Origin of the sequence: Microcystis flos-aquae FACHB-1344 (assembly GCF_014698375.1) — a bacterium.
Classification (GTDB): Bacteria; Cyanobacteriota; Cyanobacteriia; order Cyanobacteriales; family Microcystaceae; genus Microcystis; species Microcystis aeruginosa.
Genome location: NZ_JACJSW010000060.1, coordinates 1 through 14,036, shown reverse-complemented (window position 1 = coordinate 14,036; position 14,036 = coordinate 1). Strand labels below are relative to the sequence as shown.

Sequence of the window (14,036 nt, the reverse complement as noted above, 5' to 3'; positions counted from 1 at the left end):
AACAATGAGTTTATGTCTTAATCCCGATTGTCTATATAACAATGATCCTACAGATAAATTCTGTCAAAAATGTCGCTTTCAATTATTACTAAAAGATCGTTATCGTGCTATAAAATTAATTGGTCAAGGAGGTTTCGGTAAAACTTTTCAAGCAATTGATGAGGATAAACCTTCTAAACCTTATTGTGTGATTAAACAATTTTTTCCTAGCGCTCAAGGTAGCAATGCTCTCAAGAAAGCGGCGGAATTATTTAAAGAAGAAGCGATTAGTTTAGATAATCTCGGTCAACACCCACAAATTCCCTCCCTCTATGCCTATTTTACCAGCAATGATGGGCGACAATATCTTGTTCAAGAATATATTGAGGGAGAAAATCTAGAACAAGAATTACAAAGCGAGGGAGTTTTCAATGAGGAAAAGATCAAACATCTTTTATTGGAAATTTTGCCAATTCTTGATTTTATCCATGCTAAAAGAGTCATTCATCGGGATATTAAACCAGCTAATATAATTAGGAGACGCAGCGATAATAAAATAATTTTAGTGGATTTTGGTGCCTCTAAATTCATGCCCATTGCTAACCTTTCCCTGACAGGAACAGTGATCGGTTCGGCGGGATATATCGCTCCAGAACAAAGTAATGGCAAAGCGATTAATAGCAGTGATTTATATAGTTTGGGAGTCACTTGTATCTATTTATTAACGGGAATATCTCCCTTTGAATTATTCGATGTGAGTGAACATGAATGGGTATGGAGACAGCACCTGATTAATAATCCTGTTAGTGTTGAATTAGGTAAAATTTTAGATAAATTAATTGAATTTGGCACCAAAAAACGTTATCAATCAGCCAGGGAAGTCCTGCAAGAGTTAGCAGTAAAATTAGCCTTCGTGATTCCGCCAAAACCCCGATCACAGAATACAATTCAAGAAACGGTTTTGCCAGCTTTTCCAGCCGCCACCAGGGAGGAAATTAACCTCAAAAGTGCCAAGGCAATTGATTACACTAATCTGCGGGATTTATTAGCGCAAGAAAAATGGCAAGAGGCAGATCAAGAAACGGCTAATCTCTTCTTAAAAGTTGCCGATCGAACTAAAGAAAAATATCTTAAGATAGAAGATATAGATAACTTTCCCTGTGAAGATTTAGCCACTATCAATCAACTCTGGTTAAAATATAGTCAGGGAAAATTCGGTATATCTGTTCAGAAAAGAATCTATGAAAGTTTGGGAGGAAGCAGCAATTATGATCAACAAAAATGGAACGCTTTTGGAACAAAAGTCGGTTGGCGAGTTAATAACAAGTGGTTATACTACGATCAAATTACTTTCTCTCTCAAAGCACCCTGGGGACATCTCCCCACCCTTGTGTGGGGTGTGGGGGGTGGGATAATTCTTTTTTCTCGTCTGGAAACCTGTGCCATGGACGGAGTTTCTAGCAGGGGATAAATTGACTTAAAAACTTTTCTGGAGAATTAAACAATTTCTCCCTTCGCCAGTGCGGATATATTGTAAAGTATCAGTAAGAGAACGCATAAAAATTAATCCTCGATCGCTTTCCATTTCCAAAGGTGCGACGGGATGTTGTTGTAGAGAATCAAGTTTTGCTTGTAGATCAAAAGATTGACCGTGGTCCCATATTCTTATTTCTAGAGAATGGGACTTTAAAGTTAATTCTAGATCGATCGGTGTAGTCGGTGGTAAATGTTGGTGAGCGTAACGGACAGCATTAGTAAATCCTTCTGCTAAAGCCACCTTACACTGCCAAAGCACCGAGTCGGGTAGAAAAGAGCGGCCGTGAGATTCAAACCATTGTAGGACTGGGATTAAAGCTGCCAATTCCGTCTGGACTTGTAGATGGAATTGGAGGGGGAAAGAAGGGGAATTTAAGACTTCAGAAGGCACCACTGTTTTTTTGAAAGAGAATCAAAATTGTTTTAAAAATCAGTTGTAGATCGTAGCCTAAACTCCAATTTTCTTGATAGCGCAAATCTAGTTGAATTACCTCTTCAAAATTACTCACCCGAGAGCGACCATTCACCTGCCATTCTCCCGTCATACCGGGTTTTACATCTAAACGTTGCCATTGGGGAACATCGTAGCGTTCCACCTCATCGGGGGTGGGAGGACGAGTGCCAACAAGACTCATTTCACCGGTGATCACATTCCAAAACTGGGGCAATTCGTCTAAACTGGTGCGACGTAAAAATTTTCCTACCCGGGTAATCCGGGGATCATTTTTATTTTTAAAAAAAGCTCCCTCCGCTTGATTAGGGATTTTATCCTTGAGTGCTTCTGCATCCACACACATGGAACGAAACTTAAGAATTTTAAATTCCTTTCCCAACCAACCGCAGCGGGTTTGACTGAAAAAAATTGGACCGGGACTGTCTAACTTAATAGCAATAGCAATGGGGACAAAAATAACCCCCGTGATTAATAAACCCACGATCCCACCAACAATGTCAAGACCGCGCTTTAACCAACTGCGAATCGAGGGATGGGTTTCCGGTAGATGGTTTTCATTGGCAGTAAAGCTCTTTTCTTGGGCTGCTAGGGGGGAGGTTTGGAAAGTGAATAATTGATCTAGTCCCGTAATCGATAAAACCCCCATCACTGGGGGATGGACGTTAGCCAGCACTAACTCGATATTTTCTGCTCTGGCCGCTTTGAGATTATGGACTAAAGCACCCACACCACTACTATCCATAAATTGAGTGGCATTCAGATCAAGAATGACTTTTTCGGGAGTGGGTGTTTGGGCGATGAGATGGTGAAACAGATCCTTGAACTGTACTGCTTCCAAGACAGTCAAGCGATCCGGCATCCGCAAAACCGGATACTCCATCGGAATGATCAGAAAACGTGTTTCAGGAATTTGGGAAGTCATCGACACAAAGAGATGGTTTGATAGATGAACAAGGCCTGATGACCCACTTAAATGTTTACTACACTTTTCCCCAAATACCAATGGGTAATGTCAGAGATTACCTGTGATCATCGGCTAACGAATCTCACCTAGGGGCGGACGGCCTTGGGTTTGGGCTTTCGCTTTGGCTGCACTCTTTCTCAGGGCATCTAAACGGGTCTCATAACGCTTACGCAGACGACGGTTGGGCGTTTGTTCAATTAGGGTTTTAAAGGCACTGCCTAGGCTCTTGTAGGCGTTGGGGAGAGAATAACCGAAACGGGTGGCCAAGGCGATCGCTTTTTCATCGGCTTCGATCGCTTCTTTGAGAATTTTATCGCCATTATTTTTGCGCCAGAGACGATAACCGGAAATCCCACATAATCCCATAGCCAAAAGCAATAATAACCCGTCCTGTACCCATAATTCCCCCACTGCACCACCTAAGCCAATAGCGAGGGCGGCCATTTCCCAGCCTTCCCGGGGAATACTATCATTTTGAATCCTGGCGACTTCATGCCAAAAGAGCAAATTACGCTGATCAATGGCTAAATTTTCCCATTTGGCTAAATCTATCTGAATTTCTACCTCATCTCTGCCAATTTCTTCACAACGGATCAGGGGGGGGTTAACCTCTGTGGAACCTTCTACCGTTACCCAACTTTGTAATTCTGGAGGTAGTAGGGTTTTTAGGCGCCGAAGTTCGCTCATTTCGGCTCGTGCAGAGGAGGCCGCATAAGATGTCATAGATTTTTTACCTATTCTCTACCAATGACGATGATTTCTATTTTCGATCATAGCGGTCTTTTTTGTGATCTTGGCAGCTTTTGGCCCTAGAGAGCATTTTCAGTGATCAGTAAACAGTGATGGAAGTGGGAAGTGGGGAAGTGGGAAGTGGGGAAGTGGGGAAGTGGGAAGAAACCATCCATAACTGGGTTTTTAAAGTTCGATTGGGAGTCAATCATACTAAGTAGGTGGGTGTTAAAAATTGTCAGATACCCCCCTTATTAAGGGGGGATTAAGGGCGGATCAGCACCCCCCTTATCAAGGGGGGATTAAGGGGGGATCAAAGACAAAATCTCTCTTCTATTTACTTATTAAATAGACTGTAACTTGTGCTGGCTAATGCTCAAATATATCTTTGTATTGCTGTAAATCTAAAGCGGTGAAGATGGGGATACAACTAAAGCATTTTTGGGCTAATTCCCATCTTTCTTCCCTTTGCATCATCACCATCAATTTATCTCGCACTGACAGTAAATAGCGCACATCGTTAGCAGCATAACTCAGTTGTTGTGGGGTGAGATTAGCGGCATTTCCCCAATCAGAACTCTGAGCGGTTTTGTCTAATTCTATGCCTTCCAATTCCTGCACGAGACTTTTTAAACCGTGACTGCTGGTATAAGTCCGAGCCAGTTTACTGGCGATTTTGGTGCAGAAAATCGGTTGAGTGGCAATGGCAAAAGTATGGGACAGTTGAGCCACATCAAAACGGGCGAAATGAAAGACTTTTTCTATCCGCTCATCCTCCATGACCTTTTTGAGATTAGGAGCCTCTGTTTGCCCCCTAAAAACCCGAATAGCGGTGACAAAACCACTGGGATCACAGAGTTGAATTAAACACAGTCGATCGCGCCCCGGTATTAATCCCATAGTTTCTGTATCTACAGCGATCGAATTAACCCCTAGATAACGGGATAATAGGTCATCGCTTAAATCTCGATCGCACACTTGAAAATTGTCTAAGTTCATATAGTTAGAAGATAGGAGACAGGAGACAGGAGACAGGAGGGAAATTTGTAATGCTTTTGCCTATCGCACGACTGCCTTTATTTCCCTGATAAGTAGTTGGACAAAAGTAAAGTTAACTGTGGGGTAAGGAGTCGGTCGTCAGTAAGAATTGCGGCAATTTACATTTCTTAAGATAGACCACAGAATTTATGTCCGACTACTTAAATGATAACTGATAACTGATGTTAAAAACTGGTAATTAAATTTAAGTATCATCGGGGGGATTTTGTCAACGCTTTTTAACAAAAAGTTGTGTAAAATAATATTCACCAACATTATTTTTAGCGATACCGATACCGGTGAGATTATAATCACCAACCATATTTTTTTGATGACCAGGACTATTAATCCAACCCTTGACGGCAACAGCAACAGGGTCAGGATATCCCTTCATAAAAGCCAAGTTTTCGCCCATTTTTTCTAAAGGGATCATCCTTTGTACTGCCTTGACTCTTCCCTCAAAACCATCATGACTAAAAGGAGCCTGTTTATTGGCCATTTTTTGACTAAATAAGCGAGCTTCATGACTAACGCGAGCATCGAGACGTAGGGGCGGTAAATTTTGAGAAATTCGGTAGCGATTAACTTGATAATTAGTATTTTGTTCGAGGGTAATAAAAAAAGATTGATTCCCGATAAGATCGTAGCTAAGGGAATTAGTAGAAACAGGAGCGGATTGACGTTTTAGAAATATTTGAGTAAAGTACAATTTTCCTTGATTATCCGTCGCTACTCCAATCCCGGTACTATCAAAATCTCCCTCCATATTTTTCCGATGACCTTGACTTTTAATCCAGCCATCCACAGCAATCATTACCTGGTCATCATAACCTTGATTAACTGCCACATTTTCCCCCACCGCTTCATAGGGAACCGAAACACCAATAGTTTGCGCTCTTTTGTCAAAATCTTGATGACTAAAAGGAACTAAACCCGCGGCCATACGTTGGCTATGTAATCTTGCCTGTTGCGAAATTGCCCGATTTAACAGTAGGGGAGATAAATTGCGAGATAGACGATAGCGATTGACCTGTTGATAGATTTTATTCTCTAAAACAAGTAAAGTTGCCGCATCTAAAGGAGAGGGAGAAGGAGCGGGAGAGAAAGATGGCACGAGTTCCGTAAAAGAGCTATAGTTTAAGGCACTACAGGCCATTAAACTTGTCGATACAAGCATCAAAATTCCTAACCGATAAGGTTTCTTAAAAAAACTTTTCATCAAAAAAATTGGGTCTGAAACCCCGCCGTTCTAGGTTGCATTTACTGTTAAATACTAGCGCATTTACAGGATATATGCCAGAATGTCATAGCATTTTTCTAAAGTAATGACAGAGATAGTGAATTTCCCTCACCCCCAGAAAGGGAGAGGAGCGGGGGTGAGGGACACGAATAAAGAAAAATGGCATAAGGCAGCTGGGAAACCCCCCCCAGGGATCGCAAGCAGAAACCCAAATGGTCAGGTTTGGAAATCACCGTCCGGCCCCGGGGGTGAGGATATCAACTTTTTGGTGCCAGGGTCAAGACTTGTTAAGATCGATCAAGCCGCTCGCTCAAATTTATCACTCCTGTGGCTCTCATTTATGGTAATCGACTTTCTGCCCTTCACTATCAATATTTCCCCGGCCTTTATTGCCGGTAGCTGTCTCTGGTCTTTAGCATTGTATCTGGGGTTAGCTGGGGTGCGAAATTGGTTTATAGAAATTTTCTATCGCTGGTTTAATTTTGCCGAGCGTTTCCTCTATACTTCCCTAGAGGAGTTTGAAAAAACTCGCGTCGCCAGAGAATCCCAAAATGCTTTTTATGCCTCTATCTTTAGTATTATTCCCTTTCTCATTCTCGGCGGTTTCTCCGATTGGTTAATCGAGATTAGTTTAGGAAAAAGTTGGCCGATTAGTGTCGGTATTCTCGCCTGTGTTGCCTGTGGTGTCTATGAATTAGGACGGCAGGACGGCAGCGGTAATCAGTAAACAACGGTCAATTAAGCTGTTAACTATCTCAATTACTCCTTAAGACGCTACTGGAGTGGCAAGTTAGTCGATTTTAACCCTTGACTAGCGCTCAATCTTTTCCTTCCAGACGATTTTTATGTTTATTAAGGGTCTTTTGTAGTAAATTCAAAACCTCATTAGCAATCTCAATAACTTGATGGGTTCCAAAACCGGCCTGAGTTAATTCTTTAAAAAAAGCCTTAGCGACAATTTTGGCTAATTTCGGGGGATAAGGAGGGACAGCGATCAAATGTTCGGACTGAATTTCTGCTATTTCTCTAGTCACTGCCATCGCCACAAAACGAGATTTTAACATCCCTTGCAAATGAAAAATTTGCAGGGATTGGGCAGCCTGTTGAGCGAATAACTGCAAGATTTCTAAATCTAATGGTTCAAAATGTTTTTTGTCTAGGGGAAAACTGAGATTAATTACTCCGATTACCTGCTCGTTTAGGATAATCGGTACGGATATAAAACTATTATTATTTGATTTTTTGGGATAAGGGGCTGCACTGGAAAATGGCGATCGAGTGATATCCTTAATTAGTAAAGGTTTTCCTGTGGCCGCTACACTGTCGGCAATAACTTGATCGAGTTTAATTATTTCTTGATCAGCCAAAGGTGATAGATCATCATAATGGGCAAAAACTTCTAGATAATCGGTAATTTCCCCTTTTGATTCCTGTGGAGAGCTTAACATAATTGAACAGTGCCGCGCTCGCAATTGATGAGCGCTCATACTAGCTATTTTCCGAAAAATATCTTCGAGATTTTCCTCGACATTCAAGACAAGAGACAGAGCCGTTAATTTGGGGTTAAAATTATCCATGTATTCAATCACTTATTCAGTCCGAGTTTAGGCTTTCAGGGTGAGGGTGACATTCCCCATATCCCTGTTTGTCTGAGTCTATAGCTTGCCATAGCATCTCATGGAAGGGCTTTTTTACTCGCTAACTGCTCTATTGTAGATGTGCTGAAAAACTTCTGTGTGTCTCTTGTGTTTTGTCTTCCCTCTAGCTACTCTGATCTAGTAGGTCAGAGGAGTTTAACCTCACTGGAGTGAAAGATGGTGCGTTTTCTCTGGGCAATTTTGGCCGGTGTGGGGATGGGGTTAACAGTAGCGCCGGTTTCTTGGTGGTTACTCGCTTGGATTTCTCTCGTCCCCCTGTGGATTGTTGTGAGATTAGCGGAAAAATCCCTAAAAAAACCGCTTTTATACGGTTTTGGTTGGGGTTTTGCCTACCATGGTCTGGCTTTATTCTGGATCACGGGAATTCACCCGATGACGTGGATGGGTGTCCCCTGGTTAGCGAGTTTGTTAATTGCCCTGTTTTGTTGGTTGTTTATCACTTTTTGGGGAACGGCGATCGTGCTAACTTGGACGTTAGTTATGTTTTATGTCAACAAAAGTGTTAATCAGTCATCTTTTCGCGATGCCCTCCTACGGGTTTTCATCGGCACTGCCCTCTGGTGTGGGTTAGAATTTCTCTGGAGTCAATCCCCTCTCTGGTGGACTACCCTTGCTTATAGCCAAAGTCCCCATAATTTATTGATTCTGCAATTGGGCAAATTATCGGGTTTTACGACGGTAACGGCGGCAATTGTAGCAGTTAATGGTTTAATCGCCGAAAGCTTGCTCCTAATCCGTCAATCGCGGCAAAATCTCGCTTTTCTCTCTTTACCCCTCCTTATTTGTTTTAGCCTCCATCTCTGGGGATGGAACACATACCATAAACCGATCGAAAAGTCAAGGGATTTAGGGATAAAAATTGGCGTCATTCAGGGCAATATTCCCAACACGATTAAACTTTCGCCCCTAGGATTTCAAAGGGCGATCGAAGGTTACACCTCTGGTTATCAAATTCTCGCTGATCGAGGAGTAGATGCCGTCTTAACTCCTGAAACCGCCTTACCCTACTATTGGGAGAACTTAGTCAATAATAGCTCGATTTATTCGGCAATTTTAGCCAAAAAAACGCCGATCTGGTTAGGTGCATTTGGCAAGGTGGACAAGGGGTATAACAATAGTCTCTTGACCATTGATGGCGAGGGACAGGTGATTAGTCGGTATGATAAAGTAATTCTCGTGCCTTTAGGCGAATACGTTCCTTTTCAGGAAATTTTGGGCGGAATTGTTGATCGCCTTTCTCCCTTGCAAGCGCATTTAATCCAGGGAAATCCTGATCAAATTATTGACAGCCCTTTCGGTAAAATAATTGTGGGCATTTGTTACGAGTCGGCTTTTTCCGAACATTTTCGCCGTCAAACTGCTAGGGGAGGCGAATTTATTATTACCGCTTCTAATAACGCCCATTATAGCCACGCCATGCCCGCTCAACACCATGCTCAGGATACCATGCGAGCGATCGAAACCGATCGATGGATGGCCCGGGCCACCAATACAGGTTATTCTGCTTTTGTCGATCCCCACGGTAATCACCTTTGGCTATCGGATTTAGATAAATATCAAATCCATAGCGAAACAATTTATCGACGGGATACGAGAACTTTATATGTGCGCTGGGGAGATTGGTTAACTAAAGTTTTAATCATTACTGCCGGACTAGCTTGGCTCTGGAGAGCTTGGGATTAAGGTGACAGTGCTATACTTTTTCCTGAATGAACTGTATAAATAACCTAAGTTTTTGATGCAATGAAAGAGCAATTTGTCAAGTGGTTGAATAGAATCTTAATATTTGATGTGTTTTTAGTAATAGCGGGCTTTCTCTGGTTTGCCCTGGCTGTTATCGGTGAATCCACGGGAATTCCCCTAGGATTTAAACTTTTTCAGCGTCTTTGGCTGCCCTTATTCAATCCTGCTATTAGTATTTTAATTGCGGGGGCGATTTTCAGCTGGGCAATTAATCAAATTCAAGAACGCTTGTCCCCTAAATAGTAGGGTTGATTCATGAATCAACCCTACCTTATCAAGGAGGGCAGGGGGGATCGAACCTAAAATCCATTTTTAATTTAATTATAACCAGCTACTTAGATGATAAAAATCGGGGTTGAAACATTTTCAACCCCGAAAAAAGCCATTTTTGAGGGGATTAACCCACTGGTTGTAACTGTAATTGCGAGAGAATATCGCTTTGCTCAGAGCGCTGATGACTAGAGACTGTCACCACAGCTTCAGCAGTTACATCTAATATCGCATGGTCTCCAGAATTGACTTTTCCCGATAACATCGCGACCGCTAAACTATCCTCTAAGCGTCGAGTTAAAGCACGACGTAAAGGCCGCGCACCGTAGCTAGGATCATAACCCTCATTGATGACCAAATCCTTAAAAGCGGCGGTAACTTCCACAGAAATGCCTTTTTCTGTCAATTGTTTGGCTAGATCCGCGATCAGAATATCGGCAATCTGGGTAACTTCTTCGCGAGTTAACTGTCGGAAAACAATGATTTCATCGAGACGGTTGAGAAATTCGGGACGGAAATATTGTTTTAACTCCTCTGTCACCCGATTAGAAATCTGTTGGTAACGGGATTGAGCAAAATCGTCAGCAATCTCGAATCCTAAGCTATTACCGCCTTTTTCGATGACTTTTGAGCCAATATTCGAGGTCATGATAATTAGGGTATTCTTAAAGTCCACCCGACGACCTTGGGAATCGGTCAAATGACCATCTTCTAACAGTTGCAGGAGAAGATTAAAAACATCGGGATGTGCTTTCTCGATTTCGTCAAACAAAACCACTCTATAGGGTTGACGACGCACTGCTTCCGTTAACTGACCGCCTTCATTGTAACCGATGTATCCGGGAGGCGCACCAATTAACTTAGAAACCGTGTGGGATTCCATAAATTCCGACATATCTAGGCGAATCATACTGGATTCCGAGCCAAAGAGCAACTTAGCTAAGGCTTTCGTTAATTCAGTTTTACCGACTCCCGTGGGACCGGCAAAAATAAACGAGGCAATCGGACGATTAGGATTCTTTAAATTTACTCGCGCTCGACGAATAGCACGAGAAACGGCATTTACTGCCTCCTGTTGGCCAATAATCCGCTCGTGCAGTTGATATTCCAGATTTAAGAGCGATTCCGACTCAGTTTCAGTTAATTGGGTAACGGGAATACCTGTCCAAGCGGCGACAATTTGGGCAATTTCCTCCGCATCCACCACTGGAATTAAAGATTCGGGGTTAATTAGGGGTGATTCTTCCCTAACCTCCGCAGGACTTGTACTTTGCAGGGAATAGCGTAGATGGGTGCGGGATCCCGCTTCATCGAGAAGATCGATCGCTTTGTCCGGTAAAAAGCGATCATTGATATAGCGCGAGGATAGATTAACGGCAGCTTCGATCGCTTTTTGATCGTATTTTACCTGATGGAAATCCTCGTAGGTGGCTTTTAAACCGCGTAAAATCTCGATCGCCTGCTCTTTAGTTGGTTCTCCCACCATAACTGGCTGAAAACGTCTTTCTAGAGCCGCATCTCGCTCAATATGCCGTTTATACTCATCGAGAGTTGTTGCCCCTAAACACTGTAACTCCCCGCGAGCTAAAGCAGGTTTAAGCAAGTTAGAAGCATCCATGGCTCCTCCCATGCTACCAGCACCCACAAGAGTGTGAATTTCATCAATAAACAGGATAATATTGCCCGATTTGCGAACTTCCTCCACAACACCCTTTAAACGTTCCTCAAAATCGCCGCGAAAACGGGTTCCCGCCAGTAAAGACCCCATATCGAGGGCAATTACCTGTTTATCCTGCAAAAGTTCGGGAATATCGCCATTATGGATGCGTTGTGCTAACCCTTCAGCGATCGCTGTTTTGCCCACCCCCGGCTCACCCAGTAAAATCGGGTTACTTTTGGTACGACGGCCTAAAATTTGGACAACTCGCTCGATTTCTGGCTCTCTACCGATTACAGGGTCAATTTTGCCATTTTTGACCTCTTGGCTTAAATTGCGACCATATTGGGCTAAAATCCCGCCTTGGGGAGCATTTTTCTGGTCTTCATAGTCACTCTTTGCCGTGAAGCGACCACTAGCGACTTTTTCCCCGGCATTTTTAATTAAAAGGCCGCGAAGTTTGATCAAATCAACACCCTGCATAATTAAAATTTTAGCGGCTAGGGATTCGGGATCGGCGGTGATAGCGAGTAATAGATGTTCAGGTGCGATCGCCTGTTCCCCTAATTGTCGAGCTTCCTGAAATGCTTGCTCGAACATCTTTTTCGCTTTCGGGGTAAAAGGGATATTAACGGGACTGTAACCGGTGCCGCGGCCGGTCATTCCTTCAATCAGGCGGCGACTTTCGTGCAGGGTAACTTTTAAATCCTTGAGAATCAAGGCTGCGGTGGCGGTGGCTTCTCCTATCAATCCTAAGAGCAAATGCTCCGTACCGACGACACTGTGACCGGTACGACGGGCTTCCTCTTGGGCGAACATCACCGCTTTGATAGCTTTCTGGTTAAAGTATTCAAACATGATCGACGGCTTCCTGGCTACTGGGCTTCACCTGTTACTGTAACGTTTTCTTTACATTAGCCGGAAGGGTGATATCCGTATCAGTAGGGTGGGTTAGGGGACAGGAGTGGGAATTATGAATTATGAATTATGAAGTGGGGTGATGGGGGAGTGGGGAGACCACTTCGTGCGCCTTGCGGGGGGAGACCACTTCGTGCGCGTTGCGGGGGGAGACCACTTCGTGCGCCTTGCGGGGGGAGATGATCGTAACGAATTTGCAGGTTCAGCCGGAAATATGGGGAAACTTGCCAATATTTCGCCAATCGAAGGGCGGTACTCCCAGTAATTTCTGGGCGACCGTTGAAGATCTCATTAATCCGATTGATGTACCATATAAGGTACGATAACTGAGAAGGTAAGGATTGAAAAGGCTGCCAGCCAAGTTTTTTCGAGCCGAAGCTGGGTCGGAGCCAGTCAAAGATTGGTGGAAAACCCTCGGCCGTGAAGATTGCCGGATTATTGGCAGCGATATCAAGGACGTAGAGTTTAGCTTTCCCATCGGCTGCCCCTGTGCCGTTCACTTTCCGGTTATCAAGACTTATGGGAGGTGCGGAGTAGGGGCAATTCATGAATTGCCCCTACGGGCAGACGCATCACGCGGGTCATCTTTTACATCAGCCGAGGGGAGATGATTCTGCCGCACGGCAACATCGGCGAAGTCCCAAAAACCCCAAAACGGGAAATCTAGTAGGGGCGAACGGCCGTTCGCCCCTACTAGCGCAAGAAGGAACAGGAAAAATATGACCGCTAACCCCCATACTGGCTCCGATTTCGATGCTTTTCTCAAAGAAGAAGGTCTTGAGGAGGACTGTAGTGCGGTGGCACTCAAACGGGTGCGGTTGCGGCAGTTGGCTGAGGAGATGAAACGGATCTCTCTGACGAAAACGGAGATGGCGGCGCGGATGCAGACCAGTCGAGCGCAACTTGACCGCCTCCTCGACCCGGAAAAGACGGGCGTTTCTCTCGATACTATCCAACGGGCGGCTTCTGTGGTGGGCCGCCAATTGCGAATCGAGTTGCTCTGAGGGAAGTCAGAAAGTTCGGAGTGCCACAGATGAAATTACCCAACGGGGAACTGGCAGAAATCTCGATGGAAAAACTGATTGGCTATTGCTTAAATCCAGAACATTCCAGAGGAAAAAATCAAGCCAGAGTCTTTCGCTCTCGTCTAGGAATAACTGCCGAGAACGCTGAGGTTTTGCGATCGCTCATCTCACAGGCTGCCCTGGAGGGGGTTAATCACAGAAACCAAAAACCTAACTAATACTATCCAAAATTACTCATGACTTATGCTATAATAGTTTTATGAGTAAGTTGACCATATCAGAAGCGGCTAAATTAAAAGGTGTAAGCGTATCGACATTAAGACGTTGGGAGTCTGAAGGTAAACTAATACCAGAAAGAACTGCTAACGGGCATCGACGTTATACCGTCTCTCAGTTGCTTGGAGTAAAAGAGAATCTTTCCTATACTGTTGGCTATTGTCGCGTTTCTAGTCATGATCAAAAGAAAGATTTAGAACGTCAAAAAGAAGTTGTCGAATTGTTTTGCGCTCAAAACGGTTGGCAAGTTGAAATTATAGACGACTTAGGTTCAGGACTTAACTACAACAAAAAAGGATTAAAGCGATTAATTCGGTTGATTGTTGATAGTAAAGTAGAGAGATTGGTCTTAACTCATAAGGATAGATTACTTAGATTTGGTAGTGAACTAATCTTTAGTCTGTGTGAGCAATTCGGAACTGAAGTTGTCATTATCAATCGAACTGAAGACAGTACATTTGAGGAGGATTTAGCGCCAGATGTCTTAGAAATTATTACGGTATTTTCCGCTAGATTGTATGGCTCTAGAAGCCATAAAAATAGAAAAAT

The 14,036-nt window shown here is 43.5% G+C and carries 15 protein-coding genes and 1 pseudogene; 8 read left to right on the top strand and 8 right to left on the bottom strand.

All coding sequences use genetic code 11. The features are described from left to right. The first annotated feature begins 4 nt into the window (after positions 1-4). Positions 5-1,450, top strand: coding sequence for a serine/threonine-protein kinase (locus tag H6G48_RS04500; RefSeq protein WP_190719512.1), 1,446 nt, complete (start codon positions 5-7; stop codon positions 1,448-1,450). 6 nt (positions 1,451-1,456) lie between these two features. Here H6G48_RS04500 and H6G48_RS04495 read toward each other — a convergent pair whose 3' ends face one another. The 5 genes from H6G48_RS04495 to H6G48_RS04475 form a co-directional block, all read right to left on the bottom strand. Beyond that, complete coding sequence (locus tag H6G48_RS04495; protein ID WP_190719508.1) at positions 1,457-1,909, bottom strand: ATP-binding protein; 453 nt, start codon at positions 1,907-1,909, stop codon at positions 1,457-1,459. Then, positions 1,896-2,891 (bottom strand): anti-sigma factor antagonist, encoded by a 996-nt coding sequence (locus tag H6G48_RS04490; protein WP_190719505.1) that lies wholly within the window; start codon positions 2,889-2,891, stop codon positions 1,896-1,898. The genes H6G48_RS04495 and H6G48_RS04490 overlap by 14 nt, the downstream gene beginning before the upstream one ends. Positions 2,892-3,005: 114 nt before the next feature. Then, the gene (locus H6G48_RS04485; protein WP_002756971.1) at positions 3,006-3,656 is read right to left on the bottom strand and encodes a DUF3318 domain-containing protein; all 651 of its coding nucleotides are present in this window, start codon (positions 3,654-3,656) and stop codon (positions 3,006-3,008) included. Positions 3,657-4,031: 375 nt separating this feature from the next. Then, the gene (locus tag H6G48_RS04480) at positions 4,032-4,661 is read right to left on the bottom strand and encodes a ribonuclease D (protein ID WP_147069601.1); all 630 of its coding nucleotides are present in this window, start codon (positions 4,659-4,661) and stop codon (positions 4,032-4,034) included. 268 nt (positions 4,662-4,929) lie between these two features. Then, on the bottom strand, positions 4,930-5,919 hold the full coding sequence (locus H6G48_RS04475) for a CAP domain-containing protein (protein ID WP_190719497.1): 990 nt from the start codon (positions 5,917-5,919) through the stop codon (positions 4,930-4,932). A gap of 361 nt (positions 5,920-6,280) precedes the next feature. On the opposite strand from H6G48_RS04475, the gene H6G48_RS04470 reads away from it, so the two are divergent. Further along, positions 6,281-6,667 (top strand): hypothetical protein, encoded by a 387-nt coding sequence (locus H6G48_RS04470; protein WP_190719495.1) that lies wholly within the window; start codon positions 6,281-6,283, stop codon positions 6,665-6,667. 91 nt (positions 6,668-6,758) lie between these two features. Here the strand turns inward: H6G48_RS04470 and H6G48_RS04465 are convergent, their stop codons facing one another. Further along, on the bottom strand, positions 6,759-7,517 hold the full coding sequence (locus H6G48_RS04465; RefSeq protein ID WP_190719490.1) for a GAF domain-containing protein: 759 nt from the start codon (positions 7,515-7,517) through the stop codon (positions 6,759-6,761). Positions 7,518-7,754: 237 nt separating this feature from the next. Between H6G48_RS04465 and lnt the strand changes: the two genes are divergently transcribed. After that, positions 7,755-9,281: an apolipoprotein N-acyltransferase gene (gene lnt, locus H6G48_RS04460; RefSeq protein ID WP_190719487.1), complete on the top strand. Its 1,527-nt coding sequence runs from the start codon at positions 7,755-7,757 to the stop codon at positions 9,279-9,281. A 60-nt stretch (positions 9,282-9,341) separates the two neighbouring features. Then, positions 9,342-9,584 carry a hypothetical protein gene (locus H6G48_RS04455; RefSeq protein WP_190719484.1) on the top strand — a complete coding sequence of 81 codons (243 nt, stop codon included), beginning with the start codon at positions 9,342-9,344 and terminating at the stop codon, positions 9,582-9,584. Positions 9,585-9,738: 154 nt separating this feature from the next. Here H6G48_RS04455 and H6G48_RS04450 read toward each other — a convergent pair whose 3' ends face one another. Continuing rightward, positions 9,739-12,126: an ATP-dependent Clp protease ATP-binding subunit gene (locus H6G48_RS04450; protein ID WP_190719481.1), complete on the bottom strand. Its 2,388-nt coding sequence runs from the start codon at positions 12,124-12,126 to the stop codon at positions 9,739-9,741. A 113-nt stretch (positions 12,127-12,239) separates the two neighbouring features. Further along, positions 12,240-12,734: a helix-turn-helix transcriptional regulator gene (locus H6G48_RS04445; protein WP_190719478.1), complete on the bottom strand. Its 495-nt coding sequence runs from the start codon at positions 12,732-12,734 to the stop codon at positions 12,240-12,242. Between H6G48_RS04445 and H6G48_RS04440 the strand changes: the two genes are divergently transcribed. The 4 genes and pseudogenes from H6G48_RS04440 to H6G48_RS04425 form a co-directional block, all read left to right on the top strand. After that, positions 12,733-12,909, top strand: a complete 177-nt coding sequence (locus H6G48_RS04440) for a hypothetical protein (protein WP_157221775.1) — start codon at positions 12,733-12,735, stop codon at positions 12,907-12,909. The genes H6G48_RS04445 and H6G48_RS04440 overlap by 2 nt on opposite strands. After that, positions 12,906-13,190 carry a helix-turn-helix domain-containing protein gene (locus H6G48_RS04435; RefSeq protein ID WP_008206799.1) on the top strand — a complete coding sequence of 95 codons (285 nt, stop codon included), beginning with the start codon at positions 12,906-12,908 and terminating at the stop codon, positions 13,188-13,190. The genes H6G48_RS04440 and H6G48_RS04435 overlap by 4 nt, the downstream gene beginning before the upstream one ends. Positions 13,191-13,219: 29 nt before the next feature. Beyond that, a pseudogene (locus tag H6G48_RS04430) lies at positions 13,220-13,399 on the top strand (DUF6883 domain-containing protein); the annotation flags it as partial. A 71-nt stretch (positions 13,400-13,470) separates the two neighbouring features. Next, positions 13,471-14,036: IS607 family transposase (locus H6G48_RS04425; RefSeq protein WP_190719475.1), on the top strand; the 566-nt coding region annotated here is incomplete at its 3' end.

Coding starts and splice junctions, on each gene's coding strand:
- H6G48_RS04475 (WP_190719497.1), bottom strand. CDS start 5,919: ATGAAAAGTTTTTTTAAGAAACCTTATCGGTTAGGAATTTTGATGCTT.
- H6G48_RS04440 (WP_157221775.1), top strand. CDS start 12,733: ATGAATTGCCCCTACGGGCAGACGCATCACGCGGGTCATCTTTTACAT.
- H6G48_RS04455 (WP_190719484.1), top strand. CDS start 9,342: ATGAAAGAGCAATTTGTCAAGTGGTTGAATAGAATCTTAATATTTGAT.
- H6G48_RS04485 (WP_002756971.1), bottom strand. CDS start 3,656: ATGACATCTTATGCGGCCTCCTCTGCACGAGCCGAAATGAGCGAACTT.
- H6G48_RS04470 (WP_190719495.1), top strand. CDS start 6,281: ATGGTAATCGACTTTCTGCCCTTCACTATCAATATTTCCCCGGCCTTT.
- H6G48_RS04490 (WP_190719505.1), bottom strand. CDS start 2,891: ATGACTTCCCAAATTCCTGAAACACGTTTTCTGATCATTCCGATGGAG.
- H6G48_RS04480 (WP_147069601.1), bottom strand. CDS start 4,661: ATGAACTTAGACAATTTTCAAGTGTGCGATCGAGATTTAAGCGATGAC.
- H6G48_RS04500 (WP_190719512.1), top strand. CDS start 5: ATGAGTTTATGTCTTAATCCCGATTGTCTATATAACAATGATCCTACA.
- H6G48_RS04465 (WP_190719490.1), bottom strand. CDS start 7,517: ATGGATAATTTTAACCCCAAATTAACGGCTCTGTCTCTTGTCTTGAAT.
- H6G48_RS04435 (WP_008206799.1), top strand. CDS start 12,906: ATGACCGCTAACCCCCATACTGGCTCCGATTTCGATGCTTTTCTCAAA.
- H6G48_RS04450 (WP_190719481.1), bottom strand. CDS start 12,126: ATGTTTGAATACTTTAACCAGAAAGCTATCAAAGCGGTGATGTTCGCC.
- lnt (WP_190719487.1), top strand. CDS start 7,755: ATGGTGCGTTTTCTCTGGGCAATTTTGGCCGGTGTGGGGATGGGGTTA.
- H6G48_RS04445 (WP_190719478.1), bottom strand. CDS start 12,734: ATGAATTGCCCCTACTCCGCACCTCCCATAAGTCTTGATAACCGGAAA.